At 46.6% G+C, this 18,963-nt stretch carries 19 protein-coding genes, 1 pseudogene and 1 other annotated feature (1 of these 21 cut by a window edge); of the genes and pseudogenes, 5 read left to right on the top strand and 15 right to left on the bottom strand.

Annotated elements, in window-relative coordinates; all coding sequences use genetic code 11:
- Positions 1 to 266, bottom strand: a binding site (T-box leader); it reaches 28 nt to the left of the window's first position.
- A 235-nt stretch (positions 267 to 501) separates the two neighbouring features.
- Together B5E82_RS12680 and B5E82_RS18990 are read left to right on the top strand one after the other, a co-directional pair.
- Positions 502 to 1,038, top strand: coding sequence for a zinc ribbon domain-containing protein (locus B5E82_RS12680; protein ID WP_162610775.1), 537 nt, complete (start codon positions 502 to 504; stop codon positions 1,036 to 1,038).
- Positions 1,039 to 1,082: 44 nt separating this feature from the next.
- Positions 1,083 to 1,148, top strand: a pseudogene (locus tag B5E82_RS18990) (DUF7577 domain-containing protein); the annotation flags it as partial.
- A 249-nt stretch (positions 1,149 to 1,397) separates the two neighbouring features.
- Here B5E82_RS18990 and B5E82_RS18530 read toward each other — a convergent pair.
- The 5 genes from B5E82_RS18530 to B5E82_RS12655 all read right to left on the bottom strand — a co-directional run bounded on the left by B5E82_RS18530 (position 1,398) and on the right by B5E82_RS12655 (position 5,107).
- Positions 1,398 to 2,042, bottom strand: coding sequence for a hypothetical protein (locus B5E82_RS18530; RefSeq protein ID WP_242966320.1), 645 nt, complete (start codon positions 2,040 to 2,042; stop codon positions 1,398 to 1,400).
- Entirely contained in the window at positions 2,039 to 3,079 is a 1,041-nt protein-coding gene (locus tag B5E82_RS12670) for a hypothetical protein (RefSeq protein ID WP_087307935.1), read from the bottom strand. The genes B5E82_RS18530 and B5E82_RS12670 overlap by 4 nt, the downstream gene beginning before the upstream one ends.
- Positions 3,080 to 3,124: 45 nt before the next feature.
- The gene (locus B5E82_RS12665) at positions 3,125 to 3,439 is read right to left on the bottom strand and encodes a hypothetical protein (protein WP_140393140.1); all 315 of its coding nucleotides are present in this window, start codon (positions 3,437 to 3,439) and stop codon (positions 3,125 to 3,127) included.
- Entirely contained in the window at positions 3,384 to 4,448 is a 1,065-nt protein-coding gene (locus tag B5E82_RS12660; RefSeq protein ID WP_087307933.1) for a helix-turn-helix domain-containing protein, read from the bottom strand. Before B5E82_RS12660 ends, B5E82_RS12665 begins: the two co-directional genes overlap by 56 nt.
- 92 nt (positions 4,449 to 4,540) lie before the next feature.
- On the bottom strand, positions 4,541 to 5,107 hold the full coding sequence (locus tag B5E82_RS12655; RefSeq protein ID WP_087307932.1) for a hypothetical protein: 567 nt from the start codon (positions 5,105 to 5,107) through the stop codon (positions 4,541 to 4,543).
- 311 nt (positions 5,108 to 5,418) lie between these two features.
- Here B5E82_RS12655 and B5E82_RS12650 point away from each other — a divergent pair, with 311 nt between their 5' ends.
- A complete protein-coding gene (locus B5E82_RS12650; RefSeq protein WP_087307931.1) occupies positions 5,419 to 6,777 on the top strand; it encodes a radical SAM protein in 1,359 nt (452 codons plus the stop codon).
- 86 nt (positions 6,778 to 6,863) lie between these two features.
- Positions 6,864 to 7,124 carry a methionine adenosyltransferase domain-containing protein gene (locus tag B5E82_RS18870; RefSeq protein ID WP_087307960.1) on the top strand — a complete coding sequence of 87 codons (261 nt, stop codon included), beginning with the start codon at positions 6,864 to 6,866 and terminating at the stop codon, positions 7,122 to 7,124.
- Here the strand turns inward: B5E82_RS18870 and B5E82_RS12640 are convergent.
- Both B5E82_RS12640 and B5E82_RS12635 read right to left on the bottom strand, forming a co-directional pair.
- On the bottom strand, positions 7,121 to 7,960 hold the full coding sequence (locus B5E82_RS12640; RefSeq protein WP_087307930.1) for a TrmH family RNA methyltransferase: 840 nt from the start codon (positions 7,958 to 7,960) through the stop codon (positions 7,121 to 7,123). The two genes, B5E82_RS18870 and B5E82_RS12640, sit on opposite strands and share 4 nt — an antisense overlap.
- Before the next feature lie 58 nt (positions 7,961 to 8,018).
- Positions 8,019 to 8,843, bottom strand: a complete 825-nt coding sequence (locus B5E82_RS12635) for a hypothetical protein (protein ID WP_087307929.1) — start codon at positions 8,841 to 8,843, stop codon at positions 8,019 to 8,021.
- Between the two features lie 225 nt (positions 8,844 to 9,068).
- On the opposite strand from B5E82_RS12635, the gene B5E82_RS12630 reads away from it, so the two are divergent.
- On the top strand, positions 9,069 to 9,551 hold the full coding sequence (locus B5E82_RS12630) for an LURP-one-related/scramblase family protein (RefSeq protein WP_334293277.1): 483 nt from the start codon (positions 9,069 to 9,071) through the stop codon (positions 9,549 to 9,551).
- A gap of 115 nt (positions 9,552 to 9,666) precedes the next feature.
- Here B5E82_RS12630 and B5E82_RS12625 read toward each other — a convergent pair whose 3' ends face one another.
- The 8 genes from B5E82_RS12625 to mnmE form a co-directional block, all read right to left on the bottom strand.
- Positions 9,667 to 10,545: a DUF3881 family protein gene (locus tag B5E82_RS12625; protein WP_087307927.1), complete on the bottom strand. Its 879-nt coding sequence runs from the start codon at positions 10,543 to 10,545 to the stop codon at positions 9,667 to 9,669.
- 70 nt (positions 10,546 to 10,615) lie between these two features.
- Complete coding sequence (gene serS, locus B5E82_RS12620) at positions 10,616 to 11,893, bottom strand: serine--tRNA ligase (RefSeq protein WP_087307926.1); 1,278 nt, start codon at positions 11,891 to 11,893, stop codon at positions 10,616 to 10,618.
- A 92-nt stretch (positions 11,894 to 11,985) separates the two neighbouring features.
- Positions 11,986 to 12,498 (bottom strand): DUF4446 family protein, encoded by a 513-nt coding sequence (locus tag B5E82_RS12615; RefSeq protein ID WP_242966319.1) that lies wholly within the window; start codon positions 12,496 to 12,498, stop codon positions 11,986 to 11,988.
- Positions 12,499 to 12,517: 19 nt separating this feature from the next.
- Positions 12,518 to 13,432, bottom strand: a complete 915-nt coding sequence (locus B5E82_RS12610; RefSeq protein ID WP_087307924.1) for a ParB/RepB/Spo0J family partition protein — start codon at positions 13,430 to 13,432, stop codon at positions 12,518 to 12,520.
- A gap of 1 nt (position 13,433) precedes the next feature.
- On the bottom strand, positions 13,434 to 14,201 hold the full coding sequence (locus B5E82_RS12605) for a ParA family protein (protein WP_087307923.1): 768 nt from the start codon (positions 14,199 to 14,201) through the stop codon (positions 13,434 to 13,436).
- A 624-nt stretch (positions 14,202 to 14,825) separates the two neighbouring features.
- A complete protein-coding gene (rsmG, locus tag B5E82_RS12600; protein WP_087307922.1) occupies positions 14,826 to 15,551 on the bottom strand; it encodes a 16S rRNA (guanine(527)-N(7))-methyltransferase RsmG in 726 nt (241 codons plus the stop codon).
- The gene (mnmG, locus tag B5E82_RS12595) at positions 15,552 to 17,453 is read right to left on the bottom strand and encodes a tRNA uridine-5-carboxymethylaminomethyl(34) synthesis enzyme MnmG (protein ID WP_087307921.1); all 1,902 of its coding nucleotides are present in this window, start codon (positions 17,451 to 17,453) and stop codon (positions 15,552 to 15,554) included.
- Between the two features lie 44 nt (positions 17,454 to 17,497).
- On the bottom strand, positions 17,498 to 18,877 hold the full coding sequence (gene mnmE, locus B5E82_RS12590) for a tRNA uridine-5-carboxymethylaminomethyl(34) synthesis GTPase MnmE (protein WP_087307920.1): 1,380 nt from the start codon (positions 18,875 to 18,877) through the stop codon (positions 17,498 to 17,500).
- Positions 18,878 to 18,963: the final 86 nt, after the last annotated feature.

Below are 18,963 nucleotides of genomic sequence, written 5' to 3'. Positions count from 1 at the left end.
GTACCACTTCTGTTACCTTTAAGGTCTCTCTATCCCGTCGGCCGGTATTTCCCATCGTGCCCTGGCATATATGGCATACGGCGCGCAGGTGATCCCGGATTAACAGGTTTCCTTCTAACGGTGGAATTCCGATCAGAACTACTTTTGAAACTTTCGCCCTGACTGCTCGCAGGTGATGACTTTCCTCTCGCGCTGTTTCCTTTCACCAGCCGGAAACTCTCTGAAAGCGCTTCTTTCGGAAGCCGTGTCCTGTTCTTAGCTTTGTCGTTTTACAATTTAGATTTATTATAAATTAAATTTTGACAGTGTCAAGAAAATATTTTGTTTCTTTTTCATCTCTTTCCGAATTTTTTGCGGTTTTCCTTATTTTCAAAAGTATTTTCAGCACAGCAGAAAATCTGTGCCACAGAATCTGCCACAGATTGACGCTGTCAAAAATTTCATAGTATCATAAATTCAATGAAACCTAATTCATTTTCTGCAGGAAAGGAGCCTGTCGCCATGGAAACAACAGATCTCAGTATAAAGGAAACGGCACTTCAGGAACAGATTTCCGAAAAAAGAACACAGCTCTCCGAGTTATACCTGTCTCTTGGTCAAAAATATTATGAGTTCCACCGTAATGACGCGGAGCCTGCAATGCAGTCAGCTGTGGAGGCGGCAGACGCCGCAGAAACGGAACTCCGGCAGCTCGAAAGCCAGCTGAAAAAGCTGAAGGACGGCCTGATTTGCTCCAGCTGTGGAGCAGAGCTCAGTGAGGGAGACAGGTTCTGTCCCGGCTGCGGAAACAGAATCCTTCGAAATCATTCCGAAGAAGACAACGCCTCCTGTCCAAGATGCGGAACCGCGGCGGCGGCAGGCCAGAGATTCTGCGTAAAATGCGGCTGTCCTTTATCTGAGGAACCGGAAGAAAGCACGGAAAACACCTCTTTTGAGCCGGAAGTCCCGGCCGGCCCTGCCGTATGTCCCAGCTGCGGCGAGCCGGTGGATGATGATATGGCTTTCTGCATCTCCTGCGGATACAGACTGAAGCGCTGACTTTTTAAATCCAGATAAAAACCGTATAAGGACAGGTGAGATCCATGTATTGTACACACTGCGGAACACTCAACGAAGGCCGGGCGCGTTACTGCAAAAAATGCGGTACGCCGCTGGAATCTCCGCCAAAGGAAGAAAAAACATATAGTCCAGACAACAGGATTCAGGAAAACACTGCTGCGGAATCTCCGGGCAGAAAATGGCTTCTGCTCGCGGCAGGAATTCTGGGAATTCTGCTTCTCATCGTGCCGGTATACCTGTTTCTGAGCGGCAGACAGCGCAGTGGTTCCCTGGAATTCTCACAGCAGTATCAGAACAGAATCATAACAAAACGTCAGAACATGTATCAGGGGGCTGTCTTATTCAAACAGCCCCCTGATTCCATCCACGAACCCATCCAGAACGCCTTTCTCCTGCTCCTCCTGCAGCGGCAAAGTCTGCCCCATATAGATAAGTTCATCGTCTTCTTCTACCCGCAGATTATTTACCACAGTAACACATCCTGAACAGGAGGATGTCACCTTCCAGTCTCCTTCTGTAATCACCGCCGTATAGCTCAGAGAATTTCCGGATACAGTGACTGTCCCCTCCAGAACCTGCTCCTCATCTTTCTGGCTCGTCACTGTCACAGTCGGAGTTTCTGACACAGTCTCGGGAAAGCCCACATGCACCACGATATATTTTTCCGTGCTTTCTGTCTCCCACAGATACCCCTGTTCCAGAAGGCTGTCCATATATTTTCTTTCTGCGCTTTTCTGTCTTATGATACCGGTCAGCCCTGCAGCCGCTGTCATTACGATAACCGCCGCAGCTGCTACAGCCGCTGTTTTCTTTATTCCTGCGGGCAGTGAGCCAAGCGGACGCGCCTGCGCGTCCATTTTGCGAACGCCGCGGGGGTCAAATCCTCCGCCTCTTGATGCGCTGCCAGTCTGATGTCCGTTGCCCGCAGCGGAGTTTTTGACTTTGGATGCCAGTTTTCTGTTGTCTTTTTCTTTCTTTTTCATCTTTCCTGCCTCAAAACTACTGTACAGTTCATAATCCTGCTGCCGGTCTCTGGCTCCACCTGAACCTCTTCATACCCTTCCGCCCGGACAGAAAGCATCCCTGTCTCTTCCAGATTCACCATGGGACATACATAGCGGTTTTCTTCCAGCTTCACCAGCTCCAGCTGGCTGCCTGATGAATCCGTGACGCTTACCTCCTCCGGAAAAATTTCATTCCCTTCTGTGTCACAAAAGCTGAATCTCACAATCCAGTTCTCCATCAGATGAGTGTCCGCTGCCAGATCATATTCCGATGTTCCGTCAACAGTTCCCACGCCCAGACAAATAGATAACCCGTCATATTTCTGAACAAATTCATAGGTATCTTTTTTCACATGGATACTGCAGGTGCCATCCTCATCGAGCGCCTCCTCCACCGCCTTGCCGGTTCCGCTTTCTCCGATCAGCTGGAAGGAAATGTCTTCAGCCTGAATAGAACTGTCTTCCGGCAGTGACAGATTGATTGTAAGCGGAGATTTGACAAGTCCGATCTGCGCTCCCAGAAAGCGGATTCCATTCCAGCAGAGAAAGACAATCAGAACAATGACGAAAAGAACTGCCCCGCCTCCAATCAGCAGCTTAAAGCCGGCGTCCAGAATTCCCTCAAAAAAGCCGAATATCCCGCCGATCAGTCCTCCTCCGGAACCGGAGCAGCCTCCAGAACTTCCTCCCGTATAGCCGCCGCCTGCGTATCCGCCGGAGTACCCGGAATCATAACCGCTTTCCGCAGAAGCCCTTCCATATTCCGGCTGAGAAGAATAGCCGCTTCCGGAATATCCATCTTCTTTTTTTGTCTGACCGCCATCTGAGCTTCCGCCGGAGCTGCCGGAATTACGAAAACTGTCATCCCCGTCCAGATAAGGGCAGTGCCTGTAGCTGGTGCTTCCGCTGCAGTAATTTTTCCAGTAAGACGAGTCTACATACATTCCTTCCTGATTGCAGTACCATCCCTTGGACGGCCCGCTTTTGGCCTGATTTACATACGGACAATTTCCCATATTTTCTGCTCCTCTTCGCTCAATAAACTTTTGCGCCCACGTAATCTATGTGAGATACTTCTTTTCCCACTTTCGAAGCAGCTCCGCTGACTGGCTTTCGTCCAGCACATTTTCTCCGTCCGCAAAACTCTGCAGAAAATCGTAGGTTGCCTCCAGGATATCCCTCTCTTCAAACCAAAATACCTGAAACTGATTCTGATAAACATACTGGAACAGCATGCTGCTTCCCCTGTGGGCAAGAATTTCCCAGTGATAACTCAGCGGAAACTCTTCCGCCGGTACCATGCGGATGTGATACCAGCCCTCATCCACCGCTTTTAAAACCCGATCTACCAGTTCTCTCCGATCCTCTCTGCTCACCGGCTCCGCAAAGAAAACAGCCGGATATTCCCGGAACACGCCTGTTTTGATGAACTCCTCTACAAAAGAGCAGTTCATCAGCTCCACCGCCTGCCCCTGTTTCTTTCTCTGGTATGGTGTTGGAAAAATCTGTCCTGTTCAGATATACCAGTCCCCATTTGGCCTGTTCGCCTCCAAAACTGTCCATACTTGATACCAGCGGATGGCTCTGCTGACACATTTTATCAAAAAACTCATTCAGATACTCCACTGTCCTTGGGTCATTATGTAAAATTGCCGTCTTCCTGTCTGAGGATATCTGAATGCCATACTTCTCTGTGACGGCCAGATAGGGCATCACATTCATGGTCCCATAATGTTCCCTTGGTTTTCCATAATAATAGCGCGGCTCATAATGGCAAATCCCCACGCTGTAGCGCAGAATTCTCCGGATAATTTCCAGGTTGCTGCAGCCATCCTGGCCGCTGTCCGGTTCCAGACAGATAAGCTGGGTCACCTTTGTGTTCTCCAGACCGCCTTTCACCAGCATCAGAGATTCCATCATCAGATCATAATCAGGCTGAACCAGAAGCTTCAGTTCTCCGCCCCGCTCTGCGGTTTCGTAAATCACCTGATGGACAATCCGGTTTACCTCCAGTTCTCCCCGGATCAGACCCTGGTTTTCCACCTCCGCCGGAATCTTCTCCTGTACTGTCTTCACCGTCTCTGTTTTCCCTTCCTCCAGAGTCAGAAGCGATTCCAGAATCTCCCGGACCTTCCGGCGCCGGTTATAGTTTTTCATTCCTATCCGGGTGATTTCATAGGCTTCCAGCACGTCCGTCCTTTCATCCGGCGTCAGATGCAGATCTGCCATAATCGACTCCAGCTGAACCCGGTTCTGCAGCGGCCGCCTGTCTTTTATATATTGATAAAGGGTTGATCTTTCGATTCCGCTGCTTCTGGCCAAATCAGCTATGCTCAATCCTTTCTGATCAATAAAATACTTCAGCTTTTCTGACAAAACCGACATTTTCCACCATTCCTTTTCAGCCTTCGTAAAATACCGTTTCTATGATATTATATATTTTTTTATACTGTCAATCTGTGGCAGATTTTGTGGCATTATTTTTGTGCCGATGAAGGCTTTCCGCGCGGAACAAATCTGCATACGGAACTATGGGATATGACAAAAGCACATTCCGGATATTTTCTGGCAAGCGCAAGTATTTTATCCGTGCCTCCGGGAGCATACAGCATCCATGTATAGATTCCCAGCCTTTTCCCCTGTTCCAGCACACGGAGATACTCTTTTTCATTCTTTTCATATTCTTTTCCGGAAATAATCAGGCTGATGGACCAGGGAATATTAAATTGCTCCTTTTTTTCCAGCGCGCGGATCTTTTTTGCTCCGGCCGTACAGCTGTTATAGCCCAGATTAATTCCGAAATTGATAATTTTTTCCGTATCTACATGGACGGCCATATCCGGGATCAGCCTGTAATAAGCGCTGTTCTCATCCCGGAGCATGGACTGGGCTGTCTCAAAAAAACGGCTCTGGAACCGCCCCTCCGAAAAATTCAATGCCATATCAATCAGGTTCCGGGTGTTTCTTTTCGGAGAATCCCGGATATCCCGGATCGCCTTTCTTACGATTGTCTCTATCAGAATCTGAGGAAATACAGCGCTCATACGAAAAAACCTTCTTTCTCATGTTTCCATATTCCTTATTTCTATATTTCTGCCATCTCTTTGGACAGCAGACTGTCATGATTCCCATTAAAAATACCTTATTCGGTTCTCCTCTGTTTCTCAACGGACAAACCCGCAGATTTGTCCAAAAATGTAACACTCTCTTCTTTTGTCGTAATTTTTGACACTGCCAGATTTCTGTCCCATGACATTTATTTTTTCTTTTTTTATAATCTGCTTAAAATTTAAAAATTTAAAGCATTTGCCTGGAAGACAAATGCAAAAAACGCAAAAGAAAGGAACGATTTATTATGACTGGCATGAAAACCTCCATGCAGAACTTTGCAATCAATCAGGCGCTTAAATACATAGAAGGCGATCCGGAGACCAACATTCCAAAGCTGATGGCTCTGGTTGATAAATACTCTCCGGAAAACTGGTACAAGGGACAGCGCGACGCGATCCGCGGCGTCATTGAAAGGAAAGACAACTGGTATCAGCTGATTCTGAAAATTTATGATCTGGACCCCGGCGTAAGAAAAGCCTTTTTCCAGAACTTTCTGTTCAATGCCAGCTTAAGCGGCACCTCCCGCCAGAACGAGATGAAAGAAACTTACGGCTGCAATATTCCCTGGGCAATCCTGCTTGATCCCACCTCCGCCTGCAATATGCACTGTACCGGCTGCTGGGCGGCAGAATACGGAAACCGGCTGAACCTGAGCCTGGAAACCATCGACTCCATCATCCGCCAGGGCAAAGAGCTGGGCGTCTACATGTACATCTACACCGGCGGGGAGCCTTTGGTCCGCAAAGCCGACTTGATCAAAATCTGTGAGATGCACCCGGACTGCGAGTTTCTGTCATTCACAAACGGCACGCTGATAGACGATAATTTCTGCCAAGAAATGCTGCGCGTGAAGAACTTTGTTCCGGCTATTTCCCTGGAAGGCTTCGAGGATGCCAACGACGGACGGCGGGGAGACGGAAGCTACGCAAAGGTAAAGCACGCCATGGATCTTCTGAAAAACTCCAGGCTTCCCTTTGGAATCTCTACCTGCTATACCAGCCGGAATTACCAGGATATCAGCAGCGAGAAATTCTTTGATTACATCATTGATTCCGGCGCGCTGTTCTGCTGGTTCTTCCATTATATGCCCGTTGGAAACGACGCCGCTGTAGAGCTTCTTCCCACACCGGAACAGAGAGAGACTGTTTACCGCCGTATCCGGGAATTCCGTAAGACGAAGCCGATCTTTACCATGGACTTCCAGAACGACGCCGAGTATGTAGGCGGCTGCATCGCCGGCGGACGGAACTACCTGCACATCAACGCAAAGGGAGACGTGGAACCCTGCGTATTCATCCACTATTCCAACTGCAACATCCACGAGACCTCTCTTCTGGACGCGCTCAAAAGCCCGCTCTTTATGGCCTACCACGACGGACAGCCCTTTCATGAAAATATGCTCCGTCCCTGCCCCATGCTGGAGAATCCGGAAAAGCTGCGGGCCATGGTAAAAGAGACGGGAGCTGTCAGCACCGACTACCAGAGTCCCGAAGCTGTGGACAGTCTCTGTGACAGAACCTCAAAATACGCGGAGAAATGGACGCCGAAGGCAGAAGAACTCTGGGAGGCAGACGGAAAGTCAAAGAAGCAAAAAGGAGCATAAGCAATGGCTGATTATCAGATTTTTACAGACGCCACGGCAGATTTGAGCCCTGAAATGCTCTCAGGGCTCCCTCCTGTAGAGATGCCATCGGCGTCTCCTGGCCTCTTTCTATCAATGTAAACACCTTTGGAACAGGCCGTATTTCTGACAAAATTCTTGAAAAATGGATTGAAAATAATCTGGATCTGTACCCCGCAGCTATCATCAATCGGCTGCAGCTGCGCAATCCCATTTATGCATCCACCACCAATTACGGACATTTCGGAAACAGCTGCTTTTCATGGGAGCAGATAGGCGATACTCTTATCAAGTCCCTGAAACAGCTTCTTGTAAAACATATGGTTTAATGTTTCCGCCCCAGCTCCCAGAACGCCACCGCGCTGGCCGCTGCCACATTCAGCGAGTCCACGCCGCGGGACATGGGAATCCGGACCGTATAGTCGCAGTCAGCGATCGTAGAGAATGCCAGGCCGTCACCTTCTGCCCCCAGAATGACGGCCAGCTTCTCTTCTGCCAGAAGCTGAGGGTTATCAATACTGACCGAGTCATCACGGAGCGCCATGGCTGCCGTCCGGAATCCCAGCTCTCTCAGAAGACGGATTCCCTTTTCCGGCCAGGCATCCTTCTCAAAAAAAGTCCAGGGAATCTGAAAAACCGTTCCCATGCTGACACGGACCGCCCGGCGGTACAGGGGATCGCTGGAATCATAAGTCAGAAGAACCGCGTCGATTCCCAGAGCCGCCGCCGAGCGGAAAATCGCCCCTACATTCGTGGGATTTACCACGTTTTCCAGAATGGCAATCCGGCGGCTTCCTTCGCAGATCTGCCGTACCTCCGGAAGCGGCGGCCGGCGCATGGCACAGAGCATCCCTCTGGTCAGCTTGAAACCGGTGAGCTGCGTCAGCACATCAAATTCCGCCGTATAGACGGGAACGTTACCGATTTCTCCGCATCTTCGGATGATTTCTTTTGCTTCCCCTTCGATATGCCTCTTCTCCACAAGGCAAGAGACGGGCCGGTATCCCGCGTCCAGCGCCCGCTCGATCACCCGCGGACTCTCCGCGATGAACATTCCCTTTTCCGGCTCGCAGCGGTTCAGGAGCTGATTCTCCGACAGGCGGGCATACACGTCCAGCTCCGGCGCCTGAAAGTCTGTGATTTCGATGATGTTAGAAGTATTCATTTCTGTCGTTCTCCATATGTTTCTCAATTTTCTTTTGATAGATTATATTTTCTGTCCTTTATCCGATCAAAACCGCGCAGCTTTTCCCTGCCGGAAACAAAACTCCGCTGTCTTCCTTCACATCTCTGCGCTTTCCTTCCGCACGCAGGATCAATCCCTCTTCATTCTTTCTATACTGGCGCACGCACAGATTTCTGTAAATCTGCTTTTCTCCATATAGATACCAGGTCCACAGGACCCTGGAAGCATCCCTGACCACAAATCTGTCTGCTTTATTTTCCACCACCTCAGGGTCCGTGATATACAGAGACTCGCCGCCCTTAAAATGAATGGAAATGCTGTCTTCTGTCCATTTGACGGTCTTCACCTGATGAAAATTATCACCGGGCCTTCCAAACCATTCTCCCCAGATACAGACGCTCCCACCCTTTATTTTCAGTTCTTCCTTAAAGTACTCTCCCATGAAGCATTTTACCTTGTCCAGAAGTTCTCCGCACTCCGGATATTTTTCGATCCGTTCTCCGCTCATCTGGTCTCTGTATAAAAAGCGGCCTGTATGAAAATACCTGCAGTGCAGATAATGGATTTCTGTCTCAGCAAAACGCTTATCCTGTTCACAAAGCTCATACCAGTATCTGTTTTTCGTTTCCATCACGATATAGGCTTCTGTCTTTATTCCTGTATCTACAGACCAGACTACATCGTTCATTTTGGGGAGATAAGCGCAGATTTTTTCAATCACATCCGACAGCGTTTCATTTTCTGCCACCGGAAAAATCTTTTCATTTGGAGCCGTTACGTCGTCCCCCATACATACGCTTTCCCGGTCTACCGTAAGCTCAATATGCCTGGCTTTCTTTTTTACTTTTTTTCTAAACAACATAAACTTTTTGACCTTCTTTATTCTTAATTGGCGAAGACATTTCCTCCCTGTCAGTCAGAGATACTTTTTTCCAATTATAACATCTGTTTTTTCTTGAGGAAACTGTTCTCGACTGATATACTGAAGACAGATGCCATAAGTTTACGAGAGTATATACCTATGCAAACTTATGATATAGAAAGCAGATTACTGTGAACGAAGCAAATAATAATAGATTACTATGAGATAAGGGGGATTTCCATGCGTCTGCTGATCAAACAGCGTGTCTTTTCCTGGTCAGACACCTATGATATTTATGATGAAAATGAAAACATACGCTATTTTGTAAAAGCAGAGGTTTTTGCACTGGGCCACCAGCTTCATGTATATGATGCCTGGAACAATGAAGTCGGCCGGATCAGTCAGGAGCTTCTGACTTTTCTGCCCGCTTTTGAAATAGAAGTAAATGGGGTAAAGCAGGGAACGATTCAGAAGAAATTTTCATTCCTGACGCCAAAGTACGAGATAGATTTCAACGGCTGGCGCGTGGAAGGCGACTTTCTGGGCTGGGATTACGACGTCTACTCCCAGTGCTGTCCCATTATTCATATTACCAAAGAGGTTCTGCACTGGGGAGATACTTATGTCATCGACATTGCGAATCCGGAAGATGAACTGATGGGACTGATGCTTGCCATTGCTATTGACGCTGCCAATTGTACAAACTGACCGCGTTCATTCTATTTTTTATTCTTTACGAAAATACCCCCGGCTGCAAAGGAAGTATCTTTTTCATCTCTTTCTCTGTCAGCCAGGGATATCCTGATAAAACTTTTTTTATTTTCTAATTCTGGAAGCTTACGTTTCCCTGAAGCCACACAATTCCTTTAAATCTTCTGCCCACTGCCGGCTCTCCCAGCAAATCCTTCTGATTGATACAAACCTCAAAAATCAGATCATGACTTTCAATTGTGAGTATATATACTCTCTCTCTGGTCAGGCTGTTTTCTACCATCTCGATATTCAGAATTTCGCCAAGTACATTATAATGATCACACTCTACGCCATAAGGCATAAAGTAGGTGGACACAATGGAAAACACATCTTCATCCGCAATCCGCCTGGAAATCATGGAATAAGTGTCCATATCCTCCAGTGTCAGGTTTTCAATGGCTTCCTCATCTCCCTCTCTGGCTGCTTTGAGAAGACGGGTTCTCTGCAGAATCGCTTCCGAATTTTCCTCTTCTGTCATGCGTTTTGCCACAGGAAGAAGAATCCGTCCGTCAATGGAAAGACCGGAAAAACGAATCCGCGCGGTGCAGGATGACAGATGATTCAGGTGGCGCTCACTCAGATAATCCACAATATTCTGCACATAGAAAATGATGGTTACTCCCATGGACAGATCTTCACAGACACCTGCATAAGATTCCTTCTCCGCATGACGCTCTATGCTGATATTATCATAAAATTTTTCCTGCGTTCCCTCAAAATAAGGAAAATAATAATCTCTCTGATAATCGCCTTTCTCATCATATTCTCCCCGGAGAATAATCCCCATCCGCGGAGCGAATTCTTTTTTTCTCTCGGAGAAATCATTTCCGTTCCCGGAAAACGCGGTCTTTTCACTTTGATAAGAATCCTCTGTCATTTCCAGAAGATGCTTCAGCTGTTCCTTATTTTCTATACTGCTGAAGCCTACAGCTCTCAGGTATTCGTGCACTGTATTCACCTCCTCAGGATCAGGTTATCCACATTTCCACGTGCTTTTCCACAAATGTGGATAAAGCTTACTATTTGATAATGGTCTTTCCTCCCATATAGGGCTGAAGAACCTTCGGTATCTTCACTGTGCCGTCCGCCTGAAGATTATTCTCCAGGAACGCAATCAGCATTCTGGGCGGAGCAACTACGGTATTATTTAATGTATGCGCAAAATACTTGCCCTTCTCCCCGTTAATACGGATTTTCAGGCGGCGCGCCTGAGCGTCTCCCAGATTGGAACAGCTTCCCACCTCAAAATACTTCTTCTGGCGGGGAGACCAGGCTTCCACATCCACAGACTTCACCTTCAGATCTGCCAGATCTCCGGAACAGCACTCCAGAGTTCTTACAGGAATATCCAGAGAGCGGAATAAATCCACGGTATTCTGCCACAGACGATCAAACCACATGGGGCTCTCCTCCGGCTCGCAGACCACGATCATTTCCTGCTTTTCAAACTGATGGATACGGTATACGCCGCGCTCCTCCAGACCGTGGGCTCCTTTTTCCTTACGGAAGCAGGGAGAATAGCTGGTCAGAGTCTTCGGCAGCTCATCTTTCTGAAGAATCGTGTCAATAAATTTTCCGATCATGGAATGTTCGCTGGTTCCGATCAGATAGAGATCCTCTCCCTCAATCTTATACATCATGGCATCCATTTCCGCGAAGCTCATAACGCCTGTAACTACATTGCTGCGGATCATAAAGGGCGGCACGCAATAGGTAAAGCCTCTGTCGATCATAAAATCACGGGCATAGGCCAGTACCGCGGAATGCAGTCTTGCAATATCTCCCATCAGATAATAAAATCCGTTTCCGGCTACCTTTCTTGCGCTGTCCAGATCGATTCCATGAAATTTTTCCATAATTTCAGTGTGGTAGGGAATCTCAAAATCAGGAACCACCGGTTCTCCGAAACGTTCTCTCTCCACATTCTCGCTGTCATCTTTTCCAATGGGAACGCTTGGATTGATGATATTGGGGATCACCATCATAATTTTCAGGATCTTCTCATCCAGTTCTTTTTCCTTTTCCGACAGCTCTGCCAGACGGTCTGCCTGTGCAGCCACCTGTTTCTTTACTTCTTCTGCCTCATCCTTTTTGCCCTGCCCCATCAGAGCGCCAATCTGCTTGGAAAGCTTATTTCTGTCTGCCCGCAGGCCGTCCGCCTCCTGCTGAGCGGCACGCTTCTGCGCGTCAAGCTCGATTACTTCGTCCACCAGTCCAAGCTTCTGGTCCTGAAATTTATTTCTGATATTCTGCTTTACAATTTCCGGATTTTCCCGTAAAAACTTAATGTCTAACATCTTTTTTCTCCTTTTTCATTCCTGCGCTATATTTTAAAACTGTATTTCAGCGTCAGACTTATTTTTTATCATATACCAGTCTGTACTCTTTTTCAAGACTGGCTTTTTGCTTTGTCAAGAGCAGCCTGCTCTTCCTCAGAAAGCTGAATAACGCTTTCTCCGTTTACGATCTCTTTGATATAGGAATACCCGCCTTCCTTCGCATATACAGAATTCATGAGAAAACCGTTATTCTGCTGATCCAGAAGAGCAAGGGCATAACTCAGATCCCCGCTCATCTCACGAAAAGCGTTATATTTTACCATTCCCATTTTCTGATAAGTAATACGCTGATTTTTTCGAAGACCAATGATATCTTCCCGCAGTATCTGATTCATCTGGTCAAGCTTTTCATTCTTTTCGATACAGGAAAGAATCGTATCTTCCATACTTTCCGCATCTTTTCCTCTCATAAAACGGTCATATCTGCGGTGCAGTTTTTTTAGTTTACATAACGCCACAATTACCAGAATGAAAAGAATCAGAATCAGCACAAGCATCCCGATCAGAATGTATGCCGCGTCAATTCCTGTCATCTGATATACATAATCTAACATTGGACTCATCTTTTGTTTCCTCCTGCCGCTAACGATTCTCTGCGTGTGTAATGATGTCAATGATTCGCTCCAGATCTTCTCTGGAGTAATATTCTATTTCAATCTTTCCTTTCCCCTTCGCGTTCTGACGAATCGAAACTTTCGTACCTACCGCTTCTTTCATCTTCTCTTCCAGGTCAGTGTAGATGAAATCATGTATGGTTTCTTCTTTCTTCTTTTCTGCCTTTCCCTGCTGAATCTTCTTTACCAGCTTTTCCACTTCCCGGACACTGAGTTTTTCATCGAATACTTTTGCCGCTGTAGTATACTGAAGCTCCGGATCTTCGATTCCCAAGAGAGCTCTCGCATGTCCTGTGGAAAGCATATCGTCAATGACCATCTGCTGGACTCTCTCATCCAGCTTCAGAAGCCGCATAGAGTTTGTCACGGCTGTCCGGCTCTTCGATACACGCTCCGCCACTTCATCCTGTTTCAGATTAAATTCATTCAAGAGACGTTTATAAGCCAGTGCCTCTTCAATGGGATTCAGGTTCTCTCTCTGAATATTTTCGATCAGAGAGATTTCCACCACTTCCAGATCCGAATAATCTTTTACAATGACAGGAACCTCTTTCAATCCCGCCAGCTTTGCGGCACGCCAACGGCGTTCTCCGGCAATAATCTCATAAAAACCGTTTTTTTCCTGTACAATCAGAGGCTGGATAATACCAAACTGTTTGATCGAATCTGCCAGCTCTACCAGCGCGTCTTCATCAAACTGTTTTCTGGGCTGGTCCTTGTTGGGACCCACCTTTGATATTTTCACTTTCAGTTCTACCGGTTTTTCGACAACTTTTTCTACTACCTTCTCCACAACCTTTGTTTTGTCGGGCGCTGTAGTTTTAATCGTCTCGGGAATCAGACTGTCCAGTCCTTTTCCGAGTCCTCCTCTTCTTGCTGCCATTTTATTCGTCCTCCCTGCTAATTACTTCCTCTGCGAGAGCTCTGTAGCTCTCCGCTCCTGCCGACTTGGGATCATAGATGGTAATCGGATATCCATGGCTGGGAGCTTCCGCAAGACGTACATTTCTCGGTATGATGGTACTGTACACCTTCTGCTTTACATTTGCGCGTACATTTTCTACTACCTGAAGAGAAAGATTTGTCCGGGCATCAAACATGGTAAATACAATTCCTTCAATATCCAGATAGGGATTCAGACGCTCTTTTACAAGATTGATTGTATGTATCAGCTGGCTCAATCCTTCCAGAGCATAATATTCACATTGAATCGGCACAAGCACCGTGTCGGCTGTAGTCATTGCGTTTATAGTAAGAAGATTCAATGAAGGCGGACAATCGATCAAAATAAAATCATATACGTTTTTGATCTTTTCCACTTCTTTTCTGATGATAAATTCCTTATCCGGTATTCCAATTAACTCAATCTCCGCCGCAGCTAAATCTACATTGGAAGGAATTAAATGAAGATTTTCAAACTCTGTATATTCAATACATGACTGAATCGTTGTTTCTCCAAGGATCAAATCATATATTGTGTTTTCCACTTCATTCTTTTCTACACCTACTCCACTGGTAGCATTACCCTGAGGATCAATATCGATCAAAAGAACCTTTTTTCCCTTTTCTGCTAATGCTGCCGACAGATTAATTGCCGTCGTTGTTTTACCAACGCCACCCTTTTGATTTGCTACCGCTATAACTCTTCCCATAATTATTCTCCTCAATGTTTCACGTGAAACATTTATAAGTATAAACTGTTAATTCTCGCAGCTTCTAACTCAAGCACGTAACAAAGCAGACTTCCTGCAATTGGATTACTGACACTCTTCATAATCTGCCCGCATAGCTGAGATTCAGTTGTATGCTCTCATGCAGCCAGCTGATAGAAACAGCCATAGGTGTAAATATTATAAACCGTCAAAGTTCTGCCGTTGTCCTGCCACTGCAGCCTGTTTTCATTTTTAAAAGCATACTGCGAAAATATAACTCTTTGCCTAGATATTATAGCATAGAATTTAATCCATCTACAAGAGAACGAATGTTTCACGTGAAACATTTTTATTCACAAGTCAGCCATGCGAAAAAGAATAAATGAATTAACCGGGGGAGCTCGCTCACTAAGATTAATTCATTTGTTCTTTTTCATAGGGCGGACGCCCTATAAGCGAGAAGATGCTTCTCCTCCTTTAAGGCCGAAGGCTCAGATACTTCCCCGCATATTCGAGCTTCATGGCTGACTTTCTCCGGATTTCTTGATTCTTCAGCCATGCGAAAAAGAATAAATGAATTAACCGTGGGAGCTTGCTCACTAAGGTTAATTCATTTGTTCTTTTTTACCGGATTGGCTCCTTTGTCGGTGTCCCTGCTTTTCTCGGATACTTCTTTGGTGTTTCCTGAATCTTTCGAATGCAGAGCAGACATCTGTAAATATCCGATCCCGGCAAAAGAAACTCTTTCTGCTCTTCCATCTTTCCTCCGAGAATACGGACTGCCTTTTCCGCTCCTTTGATTTCTTCCTGAATTTTTTCCGATTTATACGGCACAAAACATCCTCCTGACTTTACAAAAGGAAGACAATATTCCGAAAGTGAAGCCAGATTGGCCACTGCTCTGGACACACAGCAGTCAAACTGTTCTCTGTACTCTGCTTTTCTGGCAAGCTCTTCCGCACGGCCGTGGACAGCATCAATTTTCTTCAAATCCAGTTTTTCTATAACTTCCTGAAGAAACTTAACCCGCTTATTCAGCGAATCCAGGAGTACAAGCTTCAGTTCCGGATATACAATTTTCAGAGGAATTCCCGGAAAACCTGCTCCTGTTCCCAGGTCGAGCCAATATTCTCCGGCCTTTGGTTCCAGAATATTTTTTATTGTCAGGCTGTCTACGAAATGTTTTCGGACCACATCCTCAAATTCTGTAATCGCTGTCAGATTCATCACTTCATTTTTCTGAATCAAAATCTCGTAATAACACGCAAATTGCTGAATCTGCTCTTCATTTAAAAAGATTTGGATTTCTCCAAAAGCTTTTCTTATATAATTCTGTCTTTCTTTTTCCATTCAGTTTTTCCTGCCCTTTCTCTGTTCCAGCCATACCAGAAGAACCGAAATGTCCGCCGGGGAAACGCCGGAAATCCGTGATGCCTGTCCCACAGACAGAGGCTTTACCATTTTCAGTTTCTGCCGTGCTTCTGTCCGAAGACTGGGAATTTCATCATAATCCAGATTTTCCGGCAGCTTTTTATACTCAAGCTTCTGAAACTGTTCCACCTGCTTCTGCTGACGGCGGATATATCCGTCATATTTAATATGAATATTTACCTGCTCCGCCACTCCTCTCAGAAGCCGGGGTCTGTCCGGATCAAGCGGCTCCAGAATCTCATAATTAAGTTCCGGCCTGCGGATCAGTTCCGCCAGAGAAATACCGGAATGAAGAGGGGTACTCTCATACTTTTCCAGGAGCTCCTGAACTTCTTCGGAAGTTCCCACAAATACCTTTTCTACCCGCTTAATTTCTTTCTCAATCTGACGCTCTTTCTCCAGAAGCTCCTGATACCGTTCTTCTGAAATCAGACCCATTTCGTATCCAATCTTTGTAAGGCGGAGATCCGCGTTATCCTGCCGTAAAAGCAGACGGTATTCTGAACGGGATGTCATCATCCGGTAAGGCTCTCTGTTTTCCTTTGTAACCAGATCGTCAATCAATACACCGATATATGCCTGGGACCGATCCAGAATCAGAGGGTCCTTTTTCTGAATCATCCGCGCCGCGTTGATTCCAGCAATCAATCCCTGAGCCGCCGCCTCCTCATACCCAGAGCTTCCGTTAAACTGGCCGCCGCTGAACAGACCATGAATCTTTTTAAATTCCAGACTCGCATAGAGCTGCCGCGCATCGATACAGTCATATTCAATCGCATAGGCATTTCTCACGATTTTCACATGCTCCAAACCGGCCACAGAAGAATACATGGCGTGCTGCACATCTTCAGGAAGGGAACTGGACATGCCGCCCACATACATCTCATTGGTATAGAGACCTTCCGGCTCTATAAATACCTGATGCCGGTTCTTATCGGCAAAACGGACCACTTTATCTTCTATAGAAGGACAATACCGGGGGCCGGTTCCCTCTATCATTCCAGAATACAACGGGGAACGATCCAGATTATTTCTGATAATTTCATGGGTCTTTTCATTCGTATAAGTCAGCCAGCAGGAAACCTGAGGAATCTGTACCGTATCCGGATCAGTCGTAAAAGAAAATGGTACAACCTTTTCATCTCCAAACTGCTCTTCCATTTTACTGAAATCAATCGAACGTCTGTCGATTCTGGCAGGCGTTCCTGTCTTAAACCGATACATTTCGATCCCAAGCTTTTTCAGAGAATCTGTCAGATGATTCGCCGCCTGAAGACCGTTCGGTCCCGTATAGGTACTCACATCCCCGTAGATACAGCGGGCTCTCAGATAAGTGCCTGTGCATAGAATTACAGCCTGAGCCTCATAGATCGCTCCGGAAGCAGTCTTTACTCCTTTTACGATCCGATTTTCTCCGGAGCCTTCTGTCAGAATCTCCGCCACCTCAGCCTGAACGATAGACAGGTGATCGGTATTTTCCAGAACTCTGCGCATACTGCGGCTGTATTCTGATTTATCTGCCTGGGCCCGGAGAGAATGCACTGCCGGCCCCTTGGATACATTCAGCATTTTCGACTGAATAAAGGTCTTATCGATATTTTTTCCCATCTCGCCGCCAAGGGCATCGATTTCACGGACCAGATGTCCCTTGGAGGTTCCTCCAATATTGGGATTGCAGGGCATCAAAGCAATACTGTCCACACTCACTGTAAACATTACTGTCTCTATCCCCAGTCTGGCACAGGCAAGGGCCGCTTCACAGCCCGCATGTCCTGCTCCGACTACAACTGCCTGGCACGTCTCTTTGTATACTGTATTCATAATATCTCCTGTTATCTATCCATTACCTGTCTGTTATCGGTCACTTATTTGCCCATACAGAATTTTCCAAATATTTCATTGATCAAATCTTCTCCCATCTCTTCTCCAAGAATTGTTCCCAGAGCCTGATAGGCGTCTGTCAAATCAATAGTGTAAAAATCTTCCGGCATCCCGTTCTGAATACTGTCCATCACCATGGACAGGCTTTCCTTCGCTCTCTGCAGAGCGGTCTTATGACGCACATTTGTGATAAGAACCTCATCATTAAAATCCAGTTCTCCCTGGAAGAAAAGGGAACGAATCTCTTCCTCCAGCTCACGGATTCCCTGTTCCTCCTTTGCTGAAATTAAAAGGACCTTATGATTCGTCCTTTTTTCCATCATCTGAGGGGTTATGGCAGACTCCAGATCTGACTTATTCAGAAGCACCAGCGCCTTTTTGCCCTTCAAAAGATCAAGAATCTCTTCATCGCTTTCATCCAGAGGCCGAGAACTGTCTGCCACATACAAAATCAGGTCCGCGTCCTCAGCCTGCTTCTTCGCTCTCTCTACTCCAATCTGCTCCACAATATCTTCCGTAGAACGGATTCCAGCCGTATCCAGAAGTGAAAGAGAAAGATCGCCGAGCTGAAGCTGCTCTTCCAGCACATCACGGGTTGTACCCTCTATCTCTGTCACGATAGCCCGTTCCTCTCCCAGAAGCACATTCAGAAGCGACGATTTTCCCGCATTGGGCTTTCCCAGAATAACCGTTTTGATTCCCTCTCTCAGTATTCGTCCGTTTTCTGAAGATTTCAAAAGCTTCTCTATTTCGCCCCCTATCTCTTCCACTGTTTTGTACAGCTTTTCCGCATATCCGTCCAGACTGATATGCTCCGGATCGTCCAGCGCCGCTTCCAGAAAGGCCGTCTCATAGAGAATCCGGGAACGGAGCTTTTCGATCTGCTGGCGAACAGATCCCTGAAGCTGAGATACAGAGGACTTCAGAGCCATTTTGTTTCTGGACTGTATCAGATCCATGACTGCCTCCGCCTGAGACAAATCGATTCTTCCATTCAAAAAGGCCCTCTTTGTAAATTCACCGGGTTCTGCCGGCCTGGCCCCGCTTCTCATTACCAGATCCAGAATCCGCTGCATCACAAGCCTTCCCCCATGGCAGTCTATCTCCACCGTATCCTCTGCCGTATAGCTGTGGGGCCCTCTCATTAGAAGAACAAGCACTTCATCCAGAACTTCCTCTCCATCCACAATCGTACCATAATGTACGGTATAAGAAGGCTGCCCTGCCATATTCTTATTTCTGTTATGAGGCCTGAAAATTTTTTCCATCACAGAAAACGCATCTTCTCCACTGATGCGGATAATTCCAATCCCGGAACTTGACATGGCTGTGGCCGCAGCCGCTATCGTCTCAAACTCTTTCATCTTTTCTTCCTTATCTACTACTCTGCGAACGTCTTCTTTTTCAATCCGGACAGGCGCTTACAGGAAACATCGCCCCATGCAGAAAA

Source organism: Lachnoclostridium sp. An138, assembly GCF_002160765.1.
Lineage (GTDB): Bacteria > Bacillota > Clostridia > Lachnospirales > Lachnospiraceae > Laedolimicola > Laedolimicola faecalis.
The sequence above is the reverse complement of the archived record's forward strand: the minus strand, read 5'-3'. Positions and strand labels throughout refer to the sequence as shown.